This is a genomic window from Herminiimonas arsenitoxidans (assembly GCF_900130075.1).
Taxonomy (GTDB): Bacteria; Pseudomonadota; Gammaproteobacteria; order Burkholderiales; family Burkholderiaceae_D; genus Oxalicibacterium; species Oxalicibacterium arsenitoxidans.
Map to the genome: position 1 here is coordinate 417,841 of NZ_LT671418.1, position 17,393 is coordinate 435,233.

Sequence of the window (17,393 nt, forward strand, 5' to 3'; positions counted from 1 at the left end):
GGTGAACGGAATAATTGAATAGCGAGCGCCATGCGTCTCGCTATTTTTTATTGAGCCTGGACGGGAGGTATTGATGCGGACAACAGGCCGGTTTCCATCGCGTACTTGATTAAATCTGCATCGCGTTCCAGATTCAGTTTTCTCATGGCGCTGTTTTTTTTGCGTGCTCACGGTTTGCTTGCTGCGATGTAGTCGCTCCGCAATTTCATTGACCGTCAATCCTGATACATACAAGCGCACGACTTCCAGTTCGCGTGTGGAGAGTTCTTTGCCGACAGTAGAGCCGGGTTCATCTACACCTAACGCAGGCATTATTTCCAAGATGCTGGGAGAAAAATATGTCCCGCCTGAGTATGCGACATGCACAGCCGGGATCAGGTGTGAGGCATCGTCGGATTTGCTGATGATGCAGCTAACGCCATGCGATGTCAGTGTGCGTAGCAGGGCAGGATTATCCATCATCGTCATGACTATGATTTTCAGTTTGGGATAACGTCGATTGATGAATTCAAACAAGGTAATTCCATCGCCATGTTCGCCGCCTGGCATTGCATAGTCAGTCACCAATACATCGCAAGGCTGACTATCCAGCAAGCGGATCAATTCGGTAGAGTTCCTCACTGAACCGAGGATGGACACGGTGCTGACGGTTTCGAGCACATGCTTGCTACCAACCAGTACCGCAGGATGGTCATCAGCGATGATCAGACGTATTGAAAATTCCTTCATGCTTACCCCCGTTATTTGTCCATCATCAAGCCGGCTAGTAATTTTCTTGTACTAGTAGTTGTTTTATCGTCTGGCAATATGCTCTCAACTATATCGTTTGTTCACCTGTCAGGTAATAATACAAGTACGAAAACGATCAAGATACTATGGTACTAGTACGAATTTGAGGGTATTTCTCTCAGACTCAGGATGAGATGGATGAAGATGCTCATCTCCGTTCGCAGCGATCAATTCTGCCTAAAGCATAGCGTATGACATCTTTCGATCAAGGTTCAGCTTCGCCAGCAAGAAAAAACAAGGTCGTCGCCACGCTGAAGAAATTCAGTGAAATCACGCTATTGGGCCGTTACCAACGCAGCGTCCTGTGGGGCGGCGGCGTTGTACTGACGCTGGCCTTGCTGGCCGCCAGCGCTTTGGCGGTCTGGACCAATATCCAGAACTATATTGCCGATGGACGTTCTGTCTATCTGACCAACAAGACCTTGTTATTGCTGGAAATAGAAACCAAGCAGGCCGCGATGCGGCGTGGCGTTATCAATGCCGAAATGATTTGGCGTACACCCTTCATGCCGGCCAGCAAACTGATCGATGAATTTGAAAAGAATCATGGTCGCCTCGTTGTGCAAGCCAGTGACAAGGTGAATGCACAATTGGTTTTCGGCGCCATTTCACCTAGTCATCCGGCACAGTCTTTTGCGGAAATGCTGTCCTTCACCGAGGCGCAAGCTTATACAGTGACGGCCAGCGCACAGCAAAGGGGGCGCCCGTTCTCCGGTTATTTTCTCGATGTGGAACATAATTTCCTATCCATCATGCCGCCGCCGAAAACCGGCGATCCGTTTGCCACGATGAAGGTGAGCGATACACGCGAGCTGATAGACAAGGTCGCACCGAATATCGGCAATCTGCAGGATACGGAGCGTCTCAATTTTCTGCGTACTACACGTGCCATCACCTGGCTGCCTGCAGCGTATGATCCATTCACAGGAGAAGAAGTCTACAAGCTGGTACAGCCGGCTTTTGATGGCGAGAAGCCCTTCGTCATCTTTGTCAGCGATCTGCCATCCCGCATCTTGCTGAAAAGATTGCATGAAGACCCCTATGACGGCAATTTCATGATCATCGATCGTCAAGGCAATCTGGTCCTGAATACCTGGTACAAGAAACCGACTGATCCCGGGCTCACGCAAAAAGTGCTTGAGAGCAGAGCGTGGGAAGCGAATCTGGATTCTTCCGATTATAGCTATCGCGATGGCACGTTTACCATCAGCGAGCCATTGTCTGATACCGGCTGGATACTGGCGTATGCCTATTCATGGCGCACCATTCTTGCTGCGCAAGGACCTTTTATCATGGCGTATGCTGGCGGCACCTTGCTGTTGCTGGCGCTGTTATGGTTCTTGATCTTTTTCTTTGATCGGAAAATTTTCACGCCTATTCTGCAACGCTCGGAACGTGTGTTTGAAAGTGAAAAGGCCGCACGCGCAGCCGCTGATGCTGCCAATCATGCCAAGTCCGCATTCCTGGCTGTCATGAGCCATGAAATCCGCACGCCGCTTAACGGCATACTCGGCAATCTGGAATTGCTCGCACGCACGTCCTTGACCGAGCGTCAGCAAGATCGTCTGAACATCGTCAATAGTTCTTCGCATGCCTTGCTGGAAATCATCAACGACATACTTGATTTCTCCAAGGTGGAAGCAGGGCAGATGACGCTGGAGACGATACGCTTCGATCTGCTTGATGTGGTTGAGCAAACTCTTGCCATCTTCATTCCGCTTGCCGATGCCAAGGATATTCATCTGTTTTATGTAATCCCGCCGACGCTGCCGCGTTACTACGATGGCGATCCGACCCGCATACGACAGATACTAGTCAATCTGCTCAGCAATGCGATCAAGTTTACCGAGCAGGGGCAGATCAAGATTGAAGTCAGTGCGCAAGATGGCATGCTGCATATTGCTGTCAGCGATACCGGCATAGGCATTTCCACTGCAAGGCAGACTGAGTTATTCCAGCCATTTACGCAGGCGGAAGTATCGACTACGCGTCTATTCGGCGGCACCGGCCTTGGTCTGGCCTTGTGCAAGCGCTTGACGGATTTGATGCAGGGGACGATCACCATTGATAGTCGTCCAGGTTCCGGCAGTCGCTTCACCGTCAGCTTGCCGCTGGCGGTGAATCAGGATTTGTCAGTACAAGATATCGTCTTGCCACAGACAGAAGTGGTGCTGCTTTGCCCGAGGCCGGAGTGGCAGTCATTGATCGTTCCGCACTTGCAGGCCTGGGGCATCAAGACCAGGCTGATTACCGATCCGAAAGAATTTCCTGCGGCGACGATGCCATTGATACTGTTTGGCAGTCCGCGGATGTGGGGCCTGGCCGATGAAGACAGAATACGCGCGCAGGCCAGCTGGGTGATCGATGCGCTGGAAGATGGTCCGCGTTCACCGGTGATAGAAGAGCATCGCACGATCGTCTCCTGCTATGCGCTCGACAGTTTGCGCAAGGCACTTGAACTGGCGCTGCTACCGCAAGAGTTTACCAGCAAGGAGGAGCCGACAATATTGAGCCAGCAGCAAGCGCAAGAAAACGTGCGCGTGCTGGTGGTAGAGGATCATCCTGTTAATCTGGCCTTGATACGCGACCAACTGGAAATGCTCGGTTACAGCATGAGCCTGGCGCAGCAGGCGAGCGACGGTTTGAAGCTCTTTGCAGAAAATACCTACGACATCGTATTGACCGATCTGGGTATGCCGGGCATGGATGGTTATACTTTTGCGATGGCGTTGCGCAGCCAGGGTGCGACACTGCCCATCATTGCGATTACTGCACATGCCTCACGCGATGAATATCAGCGTTGTAAGGATGCCGGTATCAACGATATTTTGCTCAAGCCCATGTCGCTGGATGAAATAGAACGAACAGTGCGCAAGTATCTATTCTTGCAGTCGGCAACAGCGGAGCCACGTAACGTAGACGCCAAGCCTTTGTCGGAAGAATTGCGCAAAGCCTTGCAAGACAGTAGCCAGGCATCGTTGGCCATGATGCAAGACGCGATTGCCAGTCATGACGCCGTTACCGTGTCGGAGCAATTGCATTCCATCAAAGGTGCGTTTGCGATGCAGCGGCAACAGCACATAGTCGATGCGTGTGCAGAGTTGGAAGCCAAGGCTAAAGCGGATGATCTTGCATCCATACACACCGCGCTGCCATTGTTGGAGAAGCTGATTCGACAAGCTTTGCAAAAGATCGCCTGAGGATTATATGGTTGCTTAATCAGGAAGATAAACAGCGAGTGTAGATGGTGTTGAAGCGGGTTTAATATAATAGAGACGTTCTTGGTTGGTAGGTCATCGCGTTATTTACTTCACAGGAGATTGCATGAAATACCTTTTTTCTTTGATAGGACTGGGGCTTGTTTTTAACATTGCAGCAGCAGCGGACGGTAACGCTACATCCAACATACCGACGAAGCCGTCTGACAAATCACCTCATGTACAGCGTGTGAATCACGGAAAAAATACCATCACCATAGACATGGCTGAAAAAATGGCTGATGCAGCAGAGGCAGCGGCACGCAGCAAGAATTTTTCAATAGTCATCAGCATCTTTGATCAGCATGGAAACTTGAAATATTTTCGACGCATGGACAATACAAGTGTCGGCAGTATTCAGGTATCTCAGCTTAAAGCTTCGACGGCAGCACAATTTCCTGTGTCAACCAAGGTTTTGGCTGAAAGAAACGTCAAGCTTCCAGGCCAGCCCTACAGCTCCATCCCGGGATTCCTATTGCTTGAAGGTGGATTGCCGGTTATGACCAAGGATGGCGTCCATGTTGGTGGCATCGGCATCAGCGGAGCTACACCGGAGTTGGACGCCGTGTTTGCACAGGCTGGGCTGGATGCTTTCCTGAACTAGCGCTGTTGCGGGCAGGCGTTAAAGCGGAAGTTATAGCCTTGAACACCTGCGCGATATTGAAGAAACCTTAGATGATTTCTTACCAGCTTGCACGCAAACCAACCAACAATCCGAGGTTGGTTTGACGTGAATTGAATTCACCCTGTACATCTGCAAACAGCGACAAGCGTTTGCTTGCTTTGCCAGAGACGGTCAAACCGGTCACCAGAGAGTCGCGCGGCAGATCGACACCACGCACCGTGAATACAGTAGCGGAACCTTGCATTTGCGCTGACAGCGGTACATTGGCATTGCCGTATTCATGCGCCCAGATCAGGCGTGGTTGCCATTGAATCTTGCCGGTATCTATCGTCGCCTTTGCACCTAGCAATGACTTGAAGGAGTTGACGGTTTCGCTGGCGACTTGCAGATTCAGCGCGTCAGCCCCCGTTTCCGTAAAGCCATCGGTCTTGTTATTGCTGGCCGAGAATCCTGCCAACGGTTGCAAGGTCCAGGTCGCCATCGGCATGTCGTAGCTGACTTCGCCATACAGCGATGCCGTACGGCTGTCGAATTTGGACTGTGCCGTGCGGTCTATGCTGCCGAAGTTGATACCGCGGCGCATGCTGTTGTTGTTATATGCGAGAACCGCAGAACCGGTGGCATTCCACGGGCCGTTGGCGTAGCTTGCATACACAGCAACTGCATTACCGTTCGACTTGCCGCGTTCATTATTGGTGGTCGAGATGTCGGAACGGCCATGCGTCAACGCGCCACCAAGCACCAGACCTTCTGCTACTTGCGTATCAAAACCGACACTCATACCGGCTTCTTTGTTGTGCGTGCTCGCGGCATTGCCATCGCTATCTGTCGATTGATCATTACCATAAGCGCGCAACCAGAAGCCGCGGCCATCTGTCGATGCAGCCGCCGGCATGCCGCCGTCCAATGAGTACTTGTGCGGTGCCAGTGCCGGCAGCAAATCTGCTACCTGATCGTTGGCTGCGAGCATGACAGGTGTATTGAGTACAGCCTGCTGATCGGACGATGCGCCGACGGCAGCCATACGCGCACGTAACTGATTATTGAAGTTGGACGCAAAGGTTGGACCGGCACGACGCAGCGCGACCAGACCGGCACCGCCGATGGCATCGTAGGCTGCACGTGCTTGTTCTTCAGACAGCGCAGTCACAGCATTGATGACGGTAGCGGTATCGCCAGTCGCATCAACTGCGACGTCCTGCAACATCGTCGCGGCTGAAATCTGGTTGTACGTGCCGGCAACATCGCTATAGCTGGTGGCATTGCGCGCAAGATTAAGCACAACTTCATTTGCGCTGTAATCCAGCGTTGATGTCAGGAAGGCGAGGTTGCTGGTGACGCCAGCGAAGGTGCCAGTCTGAGTACCGTTGTTGGTGAGAATAACGACGCTTCTTTCTGTCTCGTAGTTACCGGCAGCAGCGCGTACATCCACGGTGCCATCCAGCGTGAGATTGCCATTGACGTTCACACGATTCGCATTGCCATCTTCATCGGTATGCACGCGATAGATAGAGCCGGCACTGAAATCGAGATTGCCGACGACAGCCAAATTGCCGAGTGAATTGGACAGCACGCCGCCATTGGCAACGGTCACACTATTAACCATGCCGCTACCACCGAGGATGCCACCATTGTTGATAGTGACTGCCGAATTGATGATGGAGCCGTTGACCGCCAGCGTACCGTTATTAACTGTCGTTGCACCGCTATAGGAATTGTTGGCGGCGAGTACGAGGGTGCCGTTGCCTTCCTTGGTTAGTGTTCCGGCCGCGCCGGCAGCATTGCTCATGACGGCATTGACTGTGGCAACTGCATCGACGCCATTGACTTGAAATGCGTGCGTACCGGTACCAGCCAATCTGATTTGAACGCCGGATATGGTCATGTCCTGGCCATCGGCGTAGTTGCCGATGATGCCATCGTTCCAGTTGATGATGCGTGTAGCCGTGCCTGCGCCAGCCTGGATTTCTTGCGCGAGTAGCGCGCCACCGTTCAAATTGACGGTACCAGTTGCCGAGCCGGTAGTGCCGATGCGGTCGCCAACAATCAGGTTTTGTGTCAACACCGTACCGCCGTTGACGGTTAGTGTGCCGTTTGCACCGCCACCACCAGTCGTGCTGTTACGCTGGCCGAGAGTAATCGTGTTGGCATCCAGCACGCCATCAGCCAGGATCAAGGTGCCAGAGCCTGTCTGCGTACCAAAAATTGCCGAGCCAATCAGCAAGTTATCGATCTTCGCATCCAGCGTGCCACCAGTGAGATTCACAGTGCTGCTAGCGCTGCCGTAATTGCTGTTTGTTCCGGTACCGATGTTCCAGTTGCTGACTCGGCTGCTGCCATCCAGGCCGCGCAGAACCAGAGTGCCGTCAGTGATGCCACTCTGGAATGCCAGCGTGCCATTTGCTTGGCTGGCGCCGATCGTGATTTGGTTGGTGTTGATCGTGTTGTTTTGTCCGAGCAGCACGGTGCCAGAGTTGGTCGCACCGCCAGATAGCGCGCGGCTGACATCGGCAACGCCGAACGAGGACGTGGTGATGACATTGTTTTGCGCCAGGCTCAAGGTGCCGTTGGTGACACCGGTTACCACGGCACCAGCGGACATTTGTCCACCGACACTGAATACTTGCGTGGCATTGTCGAACACGAAGTTGTCGAGGCCGGACATATCCAGGGTCTTTTGCGTGCCGTTCGCCGTGCCACCAAGACGGAAAGCGCCCGTCGCGTCGCTATAGACGAGCGTGCCGCCAGCACCTGTAATGGTGCCGCTGACGTTGTTGGTAACAGTCAAGTTATCTATCGTCACCGTCGTATTGCCGATATCGACAGGCGTGGCGTTTGGAATATTCATGCCGGCAGCTTGTGCCGCGTTGATCGCGAACATGCACAAAACAGACAGCGTTAACGGACGGATATACCAAGACGCAGGTAAGGTGGATAGCACAGCAAGCGTCACAGATTTTTTTGGAATCGAGTTCATGCGTCACTCCTTTGAAGTGATGGTCCAATGGGTTAGGGCCACATGATTTCAAAGTTTCCACAGAGAAAATATGGGAGCAGTACTAAATGCCGACGCGTGAAGATAGGACGAGTACTAAATACGAGATGAGCAGCTGATCCGACGGTATTCTTGTGACGGATTCGTCAAGAACGCTATGGAATGAGAGATATGTTTATCCACATTTTCTGTGGATAAGTCTGTGGGGAAACATCTTTGATGGCGCTGCAGGCTATACGTACATTGGGCCGGGAATAAATTGATGATATTCCGCGCTTGATGCGGGATATGTTTGCACAAACCCGCTTTTATAGATGGTTACTTACTTCAAAACCAGCGACACGACCGTCAACAAGATAGCGATAAAGATGGCGACGCCGATAAGAGCGGCTATGACGACGTAAAAAGGATTGAGGCCGGTCACGTCTTTTTCATAATCAGAACGGCGACGCAATCCGATGAACGACCAGAAAATAGCGCCCATGGTTGCGAAGAAAGACATTTTTTCAGGTTCTTGCTTGATCGGTTCTGACATGATTACTCCTTCAGGTTCTGTCCAAGCATACACCTTGCATACGATTGCTCACAGCATCAGATGCGGGGATATTTCCCGTACCAGATGTGCCGGTACGGGAAAATTTATGACTTAATGTTTTGACGTCAGCAAGGTCAAGGTCTGGATCAGCGCTTTGCATTCATCAGGATTGCCGATGCTGATGCGCAGATACTGATTGATACGCGGATGGTTGAAGTGACGCACAATGATTGCCCGTTCACGCAAACCGGCAGCAAGCTGGCTGGCTGCATACGATTCATGGCGCGCGAAGATGAAGTTGGCGCTGGATGGCAACACGGAGAAACCAAGTTTTTCCAAGGCTTGCGTCATTTGCTCGCGACTATCGATGATCGCTTTGCGCGTTTGCTGGAAGTACGCTTCGTCGCCGTAACTGGCAACCGCACCCGCCAAAGCCATGCGATCCATAGGATAGGAGTTGAAGCTGTTCTTGACGCGTTCCAGCGCTTCGATCAACTTAGGATGGCCGACGGCAAAGCCGACGCGCAAGCCTGCCAGTGAGCGCGACTTGGAGAAGGTGCGGATCACCAGCAGATTCGGATATTTATGTATCAGTGGCAGCGCGCTTTCGCCACCGAAGTCGATATAGGCTTCATCGACAGCAACGACTGCGTTCGGCTGCTTGATCAGCAATTCTTCGATCTTCGCCAACGATAATGCGATGCCGGTTGGTGCATTCGGATTCGGGAAGATGATGCCGCCGCAAGACTGATTGACGTAATCGGCAGTGTCTATCTCCATGGCTGGCGTCAGCGGGACTTCCTGATAGTCGATGCCGAACAGCTTGCAGTAAACCGGATAGAAGCTGTAAGTGATGTCAGGGAACAGCAGCGGTGCTTCATGTTTGAGCAAAGCCATGAAGACGAAAGCCAGCACTTCATCCGAGCCGTTGCCGACGAAAATCTGATTCGGCTGTACATCGTGATAAGTCGACAATGCTTCTTTCAGCGCGCTGGAGTCCGGATCTGGATACAGACGCAGCGTATCGGCAGGCACGGCCTGCAATGCAGTTGCGACGGCAGGTGATGGCGGGTAAGGGTTTTCGTTGGTGTTCAGCTTGATCAAGCCCGGCAATTTCGGTTGCTCACCCGGTACGTATGGCGTGAGTGTTTGCACAATAGGGCTCCAGAACTGGCTCATGACTGCTTTCCTTTTTGAATAGATACACGCATTTTATCGTGAGCGGCCTGTGAATAGAAAATCGCTGCATGCTGAAACAGACGGTAAGTCGCTTATTGTTCTGACAAGGCGAGCCGCCAGTTGCTTGTGTTTTACGCATTTTCTCGTCTCGCGGCTGATAATTTCCGCCTGTTCTGGTACAGTGCCGCCATGAGTAAATTGACCCTAGACCGCATCCTGCAATCGCAGGGATACGGCACCAGAAAATACTGCCGCGGCTTGATTGAAGACGGTGAAGTCAGCATCAACGGCGAAGTCGTGGACGATTACCGCGCTGCTTTTGATACCGCCGATCTGGAATTCACGATTTTTGAAGAAGTGTGGCGCTATCGCGAGCACGTTTATATCGTGTTGAACAAGCCAGCCAATTTTGAATGTTCACGTAAGCCTAGCCATCATCCGGGCGTGCTGACCTTGTTGCCGGAGCAATTCACCTGGCGCGACTTGCAGCCGGTTGGGCGACTCGATCACGATACGACCGGCATGTTGTTGATGTCAGATGATGGTCCCTTCATCCATGCACAATCGTCGCCTAAGCGTCATATCCCTAAGGTGTATGTCGCCACCACGCACGATCCGGTCACGCCAGAATTGATAGAGCAGTTGCTGGGCGGCGTGCAATTGCACGACGAACCTGCTCCTTTGGCTGCGCAAACTTGCCGCATGCTCAGTGACAACGAGCTTGAGATCGTGCTGGAGCAAGGTAAATATCATCAAGTCAAACGCATGCTGGCTGCCGCCGGCAATCACTGCTCGGCTTTGCGTCGTGTAGCGATAGGTTCATTGACGCTGGAGTCACTGGGCTTGGAAGAGGGCGAATGGGCGTATCTGTCAGAAGCGCAATTGGCCTTGCTGAAGCCAACAAGCTGATAACTCTATCCTGCGTTTGAATTGCTAGCGGTTCCATCGCTGGCTGTCTATTTGAAACAAGGCGCAATTGACATGCTTGCGCCTTGTTCTCTTCTCGCTTTATCTCTGATTACTTCCCGTCGTACTAGCAAGCTGCATTTTGTTGAGGCGGGAATGGAATTTGCTGAATCAAACGAGTTTGTTACTTTGTTCGTTGGATTTGTTAATTTGAGTTAAATGTGTGCGAAGAGAGACAAATGTCGTGTTAAATCATACATTTAGAGCGCACGACCTACTGTAATCTCGTTATCTAACTAGCCTTGCGTTATGATCGAAAAATTCTTGTTGCTAGAAAATCATCGTCGGAGACGGCCACTGTAATGCATGCGATTAAACCTGTAATTCAGCTGGCCAAGGAACGTGCCTTATTCCGCTTCTCCGCTCTTGCTGCGCGCATGCTGCAAGACGCCAATAGCAGCATTACGCAATTGATTCCCACCGCCAGTTCTGCGTCCGAACAAAAAACGATCTCTTTGTCGAAAGAATTTCTGCTGATACATGGGCAGGAATTCCTTAAGCGTTTGAACGTCAGTTACTTTGGCTATGTCGAGCGTGCGATGCAGACGATGTATCGCGATCTGCGCCAGGGCTTGCACGGTGTCTCTGCCGATACTTTATCGCTGGTGGATGACGATACGATCACGCGTCAGATCGAAGTGGAGCGCCGCGTCTTGCGCCTGCGTGATGCAGATCAGCAAAGTCTGGGTCGCTTGAATTTGATGATTGCGCAGTTGCACGACGAACATGATGTGCGTGAGCGTGAGAATCCATTTCGTCCCTATTTGATGGCGCGTGCTTTGCATGATGTGTTGTGCGAGATGACGACTAACAGCAATGTCTGCGCGATGTTGTTCGATCACATGTCAGGTGCGCTGGCGGAACAGTTACCGGAATACTTTGCGGCGATTCGCGACGTGTTTGAATCGAATGGTGTGAATGCACGTTTGCTGGCGCGACCAAGCACATTGACGAAGCGTGATCGGGAAGTATTGGCGGCATCGAATCAAAGTCAATATCGGATGACGCATGCTGTGGCTAATTCTCAGAACATTGCTCAGCACTCCGACAGAGTGCACGCATCGCCGGCATTGGAGCGTGTGTTGGCGCAGTTGCAGAAGAAGGATAGCGATATCAATGTCGGCAATGTCATGCCGGCAACGCCTTCGGATGGGCAAACTGTCTTGCAGGACTTCGTCTGGAAAATATTCAATCAATCTGCTCCGGGAAGAATTCCACCTAATCCGCGTTATCCGGATGGTGCTGCAAATACACGCCATAGAAAAAATATCGAAGATGAACTGAAGGCAAGTTCGCATCCATTGGTCGGTCAATTACAGCAGTTGCAGCAGGAGGCGGCAGTTGGCGCTGGTGAGGGTGATGTCGCTGTAGAGGCAGAAGCTGACTTGAATGACGTTCTCGATTTGGAGCAAGTCAGTGACATGGACAAGATGGCGATGGATGTCGTTGCCATGTTATTCGACTACATTGCGAGTGAAGAGGCGATTGCCCCTGCATTCCGTAGCGTAATTGCGCAATTGCATATCCCTTTCCTGAAGGCGACGATGCTGGATCCGGATGTATTGCAGCAGCCGGATCATTCAGCTCGACGATTTTTGAATCGCACCACGTCGATGGCGAGCGGATTGAATGTAGAGACTAGGCCGGGAAAAGAAATTCATGCAGGAATGGCGCTGGCTGTAGAGCGCGTACTCAAGGATTTTAAAGAAAATACAAACGTCTTCGATGAGGCTTTGGCGCAATTCAATGCGGTTGTGGAAGAGGTTTTGTCTGCGTCAGATGCGGATGTCTCGCACGCAATCGACGCGTTGGAGAATGCGCAAAAGAATCCGCAGCAGCACGACGTCCTTGTGGTGCAAACCGTCAATGCCTTGCGCGAACGTTTGGCTACGATAGAGACGGATCAGCGCGCAGTTGATTTCCTTATCAAGGTATGGAGTCGCGTGCTGGTTTGCGTCAGTGAAAATGATGCCATCGATATCCAGCCGTATCGCGATGTTATTCCCGATCTGATCTGGAGTGTGCAGGCAGAGCTGGATGCGAGTGAGCGCAGCACCTTGATGCGATTGCTGCCTAAGCTGGTGCAGAGAGTCAAGACAGGTTTGCAATTGCTGCTGATGTCGGAGATCGAAGTCAAACAGGTGATGGATGAATTGGTCGCGATGCACGCCGAGGTGTTGCGCACGATACAGACTAATCCGATGAAACGATCAATCGGGCTGGCCAGCTTGCAACAGCATTTTGCTAGTTTGCATATCGGTAGTGTACCGGTGGCGGTAATGGAAATTCATGCGCCAACCGTGCCGCATGAACGTTTGCAAGCAGCTTTGCTGCAATTCCATGTATTGGCACATCTGCATCTTGATAGTGATCTGGGTACTTTACTCAGTTCAGATGCCAAGTGGCTGGGTGGGATGCAAGTGGGAACAGCTGTGGAATGGTGGACGAATGGGACCTATCTGCCAGCCACCTTGATGTGGGTAGATGCGCAGCAATCGTTCTATCTATTCAAATTGAACGAGGGTGAAGAAGCGCCTCGCTTGTTGATCTATTCATCGATCGCGTTGATCAAGGCTTTGCGCGAAGGATCGGTTGGCATGATGGAGTTTGCTCCGATATTCGATAGAGCGATGGAGTCGCTGCTGAACGCCAATGACGTCCAGCAGCTTGCGACTTAAACGCAGTCTTACTTGATGACGCGATAGCAGGGCGTATAAGCTTTACCCGGCAATTTCATTCGGCCTTGCGCAACGAATGCAGCGAGCAAGGCATCCATCGGTTCCATGATGCTGAGGTCACCGCTGATTTCAAAATGACCGTATTTTTCAATCGCACGTATCCCCGTGTCCTTGACGTTGCCGGCGACTACACCGGAAAACGCGCGACGCAGATTCGCCGCCAGCAAATGACGCTCCTGATTCTGATGCAGTGACAGATTGCGCATGTTTTCATGCGTAGGTGCAAATGGTTGCTGGAAGGCGTGATCGATTTTCAAGCCCCAGTTGAAGTAATACGCATCACCTTTGCTCTTGCGGAATTCGCGCACTTCCTTGATACCTTCCTGCATTTCCTGCGCGACCAAGGCAGGATTATCGACGATGATTTTATAAAGCTTCTGCGCTTCTGCACCGAGTGTCACTTCGATGAAGTGGTCGATCTGCTTGAAGTAGTCGGCAGAGTTGGCCGGGCCGGTAAAGATCAACGGGAAGGGCAGCCCTGCATTATCCGGATGCAGCAGGATGCCGAGGATGTACAGAATCTCTTCCGCAGTCCCAGCGCCGCCAGGGAATACCACGATGCCATGACCGGTACGCACGAATGCTTCCAGACGCTTCTCGATGTCAGGCAGGATGACTAGATCGTTGACGATAGGATTAGGCGCTTCGGCTGCGATGATGCCCGGTTCGGAGACGCCGAGATAACGTCCTGTCGTAATACGTTGTTTTGCGTGACCGATGGTGGCACCTTTCATCGGTCCCTTCATCGCACCTGGACCGCAGCCGGTACAGATATCCATGTCGCGCAGGCCAATTTCGTAGCCTACCTTTTTCGTGTAATCGTATTCGTCGCGCGAGATCGAGTGACCACCCCAGCACACCACCATCTTTGGATTGAGTAATGGGTGCAGCACGTTGGCATTGCGCAGGATATGGAAGACAGAGTCGGTGATGCCGCTTGACGATTCCAGATCGAAGGTCGGGTTCGAGATCACTTCATCGTGGGTGAACAGAATGTCGCGCAAGACGGAAAACAAATGCTCGTGTATGCCCTTGATCATCTTGCCATCGACGAAGGCGCTGGCCGGCGCGCTCTTGATGTCGAGTTTGATACCGCGCTCGCGCTGGATGATGCTGATTTCGAAATCGCGATAGCGATCCAGCAATTCTTTGGCGTCATCGGTGTCATTACCGCAATTGAGTACCGCAAGGGCGCAATTACGGAACAGTTGGTACAAGCCGCCATTGCGGGTATCGAGCAGTCTGTGTACTTCGGCTTTGGACAAGATATCCAGGCGACCTTCTGGGGAGAGCTGTGTATCGACTACTTCGTATGTCATAAGTACTTAACTTCCGAATGGTGAGGGTGGGCTTGCGTGTTCTTTAATTGATTGGCAAGTATAACGCGCGCGCTGGGATGGAGAAAGATTACATGCTCAGCATAGATATACAGCATGTATGCATTTGGTTGCGTGCTGTGACGGCGGTCAGGTATATCGATCATTCAAGCTTGCATATCAAACTTAAGCGTATTTTAAGTATTTCTTAAGAACCACTAGGCATAGTCGGCACCATTGAAAACGAACGGGCGTGAAAACCGGTTCAGCTTAATAGGGTGCGATATGCAAGGATCAATGTCGAACGAGAGTTTGCAAACCAAAATAGTGGTTGATGGCAGTACGACGCTTTCCGCTGAGGCTGTGCTGGGATTTGACTCTGGCCTCAGATCATCGTTACGTGCATATATGCAGTCAACGACATTTTGGCTGGTAGTCGGTCTGACGGTATTGTTTGCATTCCGAGTTGCTCTGATGATGTTTCTGCCATTGGCTGATACGACGGAAGCACGTTATGGAGAAATTGCACGGCAGATGGTGAGCAACGGTTTATGGCTGATGGATCACATGGACCCGGCCACGCCTTTTTTTGCCAAGCCACCTTTATCGACTTGGGTCAGCGCAGTGTCCATGACGCTATTCGGCATCAGTGAATTTACTGCACGTTTGCCGGCACTGTTGGTATCTATTGCTTCGTTGGCGATCGGTGTGCAATTTGCCCAAGCCTTGGGCGTGCGGAATAAACTGCTGCCGATTGCGGTTGCTGCGGTATGCCCACTTTTCTTCATCAGTGCAGGCGCAGTCATGACGGATGCGGTGCAGATGACGGTTGTATTGGCTGCGCAATTTGCTGCCTGGAAAACATGGAATGCAATCGCGCAGGGACAGTCTGCGCGTCGCTGGCGTATTGTTTTTTGGGTTTTGATCGGTGTCGGTGCGCTCAGTAAAGGCTTGGCTACCTGGGCACTGATAGGCATGCCTTTGATTGCTTATGGCGTCGTGCAACGTCGTCCTGTGCAAATTTTGTGGCAACTGTTTGATGGCGTGGGTGTTTTGTTATGCATACTGATCTTCCTGCCTTGGTATGTGGCGGCAGAGTACTACTATCCGGGCTTTATTAATTACTTCATTGTGGGCGAGCACTTCTCACGCTTTCTGGTCCCAGGTTGGACCGGGGACAGATACGGTAATGCGCATCGCGAGGCAATCGGGATGATCTGGGCGTACTGGATGGCAGCAGTACTTCCGTGGATAGGTGTGTTTGTCGCAGAGGGATTGCGCTATCTGCGCAAGCCGCGCGAACAAGTTGCACCCGTGGAATCGTTTCTATGGTGTGCGACGCTGGTGCCGCTGGTGTTCTTTACGTTCAGCAGAAATATTATCTGGACGTACGGCTTGACTGCAGTGATTCCATTTTCTGTGCTGGTGGCGCGATGGATAGAGAGTAAATCCGAGTTGTTTCAGCGCCGTATCAGTATTGCCTTCGCTGGTCTGGCATGTGTGCTGGCATGTATTGCGCCTGTGATTTATTCCAATGTGAATGGCAATTCGGATAGAGATCTGGTCGCTGCCTTTGAAAAAACAGCAGATCACAATGCAGTCTTGCTGTATGCGATCAAGCCGTCATTCTCAACTAGCTTTTATGCGCATGAGAGATTGCACTACGATCCTCAGGCAGCATTGGCTGTCGAGGGCGGTATGCGTTATATCGTGGTTGGGAATGACAGTGTTGCGCATGAGCTTGCGCTGGCGCCGAAGAATGAAGTGTTATTTGCAGGTACGCGTCATACCTTGCTGAGGATCGTTTAATCAAATGAAGCGATGGCAGTGCCTAGGACCAGGCTGCTGCCCATCGTTTTAAGATAATTTATCGATCAGAATTAACGCGCGGGGAAAAGTCGAAAGCGGCTTTCAGTGCGCGATATGCTTTTTGCGCAACCACGGTATGCACTGGTGGTGCGACTTTGGTGATAACGGCGTACAGATCGCCTGCGGGATCACCAGGGATGCCACGTCCTTTAAGACGCAATTTACGCCCCGCAGTTGATCCAGCCGGAATGGCCAACTGGATAGAGCCATCCGGTGTCGGTACATTGACGACCGTGCCGTGCTCCGCCAGATGCGCGGTTAAAGGAACATCGAAATAGATGTCGCGGCCATCGACCCGATAGCGGCGATGCGGACGGATGACGACTTCCAAATATAAATCACCAGCCTTGCCTTCACCCGTACCGGGGAAACCTTGTCCTGCCAAACGCAAAGTCTGACCTGCGCGCATACCTTTAGGGATGCTGACCTTTAACGTGCGTTTGGAGACGATAGGCATGCCGTAGTCGTCAGTTGTATAGGTAGGCATCGATACATTGCATGCGGTCCCGTGATACGTGTCTTCCAGATCAATTTGTACCTTGGCATGCTGATCGCTGCCATGTATATGGATGCCACGATTTTTAGGCGGCGCAGCGTTGGGGCGGCCCATCATTTCATCCAGAATATTGCTGAAATGCTCTTCTGTGCGTTTGGCCGCCGGCGGCGCTTCCCTGGAGTCGAAGCCGTAATCACGATTTGCCTGCGGTGGTGGCGGTGCTTCGCGACGGGTGAACGGCGGGCGATACTCGTGATCGTAAGCCTGACGTTTTGAAGAATCTTTCAAGATGGCATAAGCCTCGCCGACTTCCTTGAAGCGGATTTCGGCGTACATCTCCCTGCTCACATCGGGGTGATATTTACGCGCGAGCTTGCGATACGCATTTTTAATCGCTTCTTGCGTGGCATTGCGCGGTACGCCTAGCGTCTCGTAATGATCCTTGAATTTCATTGTCAGTTTCGTTGCTCGCAATCGTGGTGCTTCAATTTTTCCGAAAATTTAGCCTGTTACGCATAAAGGCGGTTTTTTACAGAGTCATTCTGACATGATCGCCATCCGGCTTAATGGACGAATAGGGCGATTATTGTTTGTCAATTTGCCATAACGGTATAAAAGCCTCCAATTC

10 protein-coding genes and 1 pseudogene are annotated in these 17,393 nt (G+C 51.8%); 5 read left to right on the plus strand and 6 right to left on the minus strand.

Annotated features, from left to right (window positions below):
* Positions 1-47: 47 nt before the first annotated feature.
* Positions 48-729, minus strand: a pseudogene (locus tag BQ6873_RS01925) (response regulator).
* A 251-nt stretch (positions 730-980) separates the two neighbouring features.
* On the opposite strand from BQ6873_RS01925, the gene BQ6873_RS01930 reads away from it, so the two are divergent.
* Positions 981-3,989, plus strand: a complete 3,009-nt coding sequence (locus BQ6873_RS01930; protein WP_076591151.1) for a hybrid sensor histidine kinase/response regulator — start codon at positions 981-983, stop codon at positions 3,987-3,989.
* Positions 3,990-4,113: 124 nt separating this feature from the next.
* Entirely contained in the window at positions 4,114-4,650 is a 537-nt protein-coding gene (locus BQ6873_RS01935; protein ID WP_197685165.1) for a GlcG/HbpS family heme-binding protein, read from the plus strand.
* Between the two features lie 79 nt (positions 4,651-4,729).
* Here the strand turns inward: BQ6873_RS01935 and BQ6873_RS01940 are convergent, their stop codons facing one another.
* The 3 genes from BQ6873_RS01940 to hisC form a co-directional block, all read right to left on the minus strand.
* The gene (locus tag BQ6873_RS01940; RefSeq protein ID WP_076591152.1) at positions 4,730-7,648 is read right to left on the minus strand and encodes an autotransporter outer membrane beta-barrel domain-containing protein; all 2,919 of its coding nucleotides are present in this window, start codon (positions 7,646-7,648) and stop codon (positions 4,730-4,732) included.
* Positions 7,649-7,988: 340 nt separating this feature from the next.
* Positions 7,989-8,201, minus strand: a complete 213-nt coding sequence (locus tag BQ6873_RS01945; RefSeq protein WP_076591153.1) for a DUF2970 domain-containing protein — start codon at positions 8,199-8,201, stop codon at positions 7,989-7,991.
* A gap of 111 nt (positions 8,202-8,312) precedes the next feature.
* On the minus strand, positions 8,313-9,380 hold the full coding sequence (hisC, locus tag BQ6873_RS01950; protein WP_076591154.1) for a histidinol-phosphate transaminase: 1,068 nt from the start codon (positions 9,378-9,380) through the stop codon (positions 8,313-8,315).
* A 189-nt stretch (positions 9,381-9,569) separates the two neighbouring features.
* Here hisC and BQ6873_RS01955 point away from each other — a divergent pair, with 189 nt between their 5' ends.
* On the plus strand, positions 9,570-10,289 hold the full coding sequence (locus BQ6873_RS01955; RefSeq protein WP_076591155.1) for a pseudouridine synthase: 720 nt from the start codon (positions 9,570-9,572) through the stop codon (positions 10,287-10,289).
* Positions 10,290-10,648: 359 nt separating this feature from the next.
* Positions 10,649-13,024 carry a DUF1631 family protein gene (locus tag BQ6873_RS01960; RefSeq protein WP_076591156.1) on the plus strand — a complete coding sequence of 792 codons (2,376 nt, stop codon included), beginning with the start codon at positions 10,649-10,651 and terminating at the stop codon, positions 13,022-13,024.
* Positions 13,025-13,032: 8 nt separating this feature from the next.
* Here BQ6873_RS01960 and ppnN read toward each other — a convergent pair whose 3' ends face one another.
* On the minus strand, positions 13,033-14,403 hold the full coding sequence (gene ppnN, locus BQ6873_RS01965) for a nucleotide 5'-monophosphate nucleosidase PpnN (protein ID WP_076591157.1): 1,371 nt from the start codon (positions 14,401-14,403) through the stop codon (positions 13,033-13,035).
* Between the two features lie 282 nt (positions 14,404-14,685).
* On the opposite strand from ppnN, the gene BQ6873_RS01970 reads away from it, so the two are divergent.
* Complete coding sequence (locus tag BQ6873_RS01970) at positions 14,686-16,209, plus strand: ArnT family glycosyltransferase (RefSeq protein ID WP_083664356.1); 1,524 nt, start codon at positions 14,686-14,688, stop codon at positions 16,207-16,209.
* Between the two features lie 58 nt (positions 16,210-16,267).
* Here BQ6873_RS01970 and BQ6873_RS01975 read toward each other — a convergent pair whose 3' ends face one another.
* Complete coding sequence (locus tag BQ6873_RS01975) at positions 16,268-17,218, minus strand: DnaJ C-terminal domain-containing protein (RefSeq protein ID WP_076591159.1); 951 nt, start codon at positions 17,216-17,218, stop codon at positions 16,268-16,270.
* Positions 17,219-17,393: the final 175 nt, after the last annotated feature.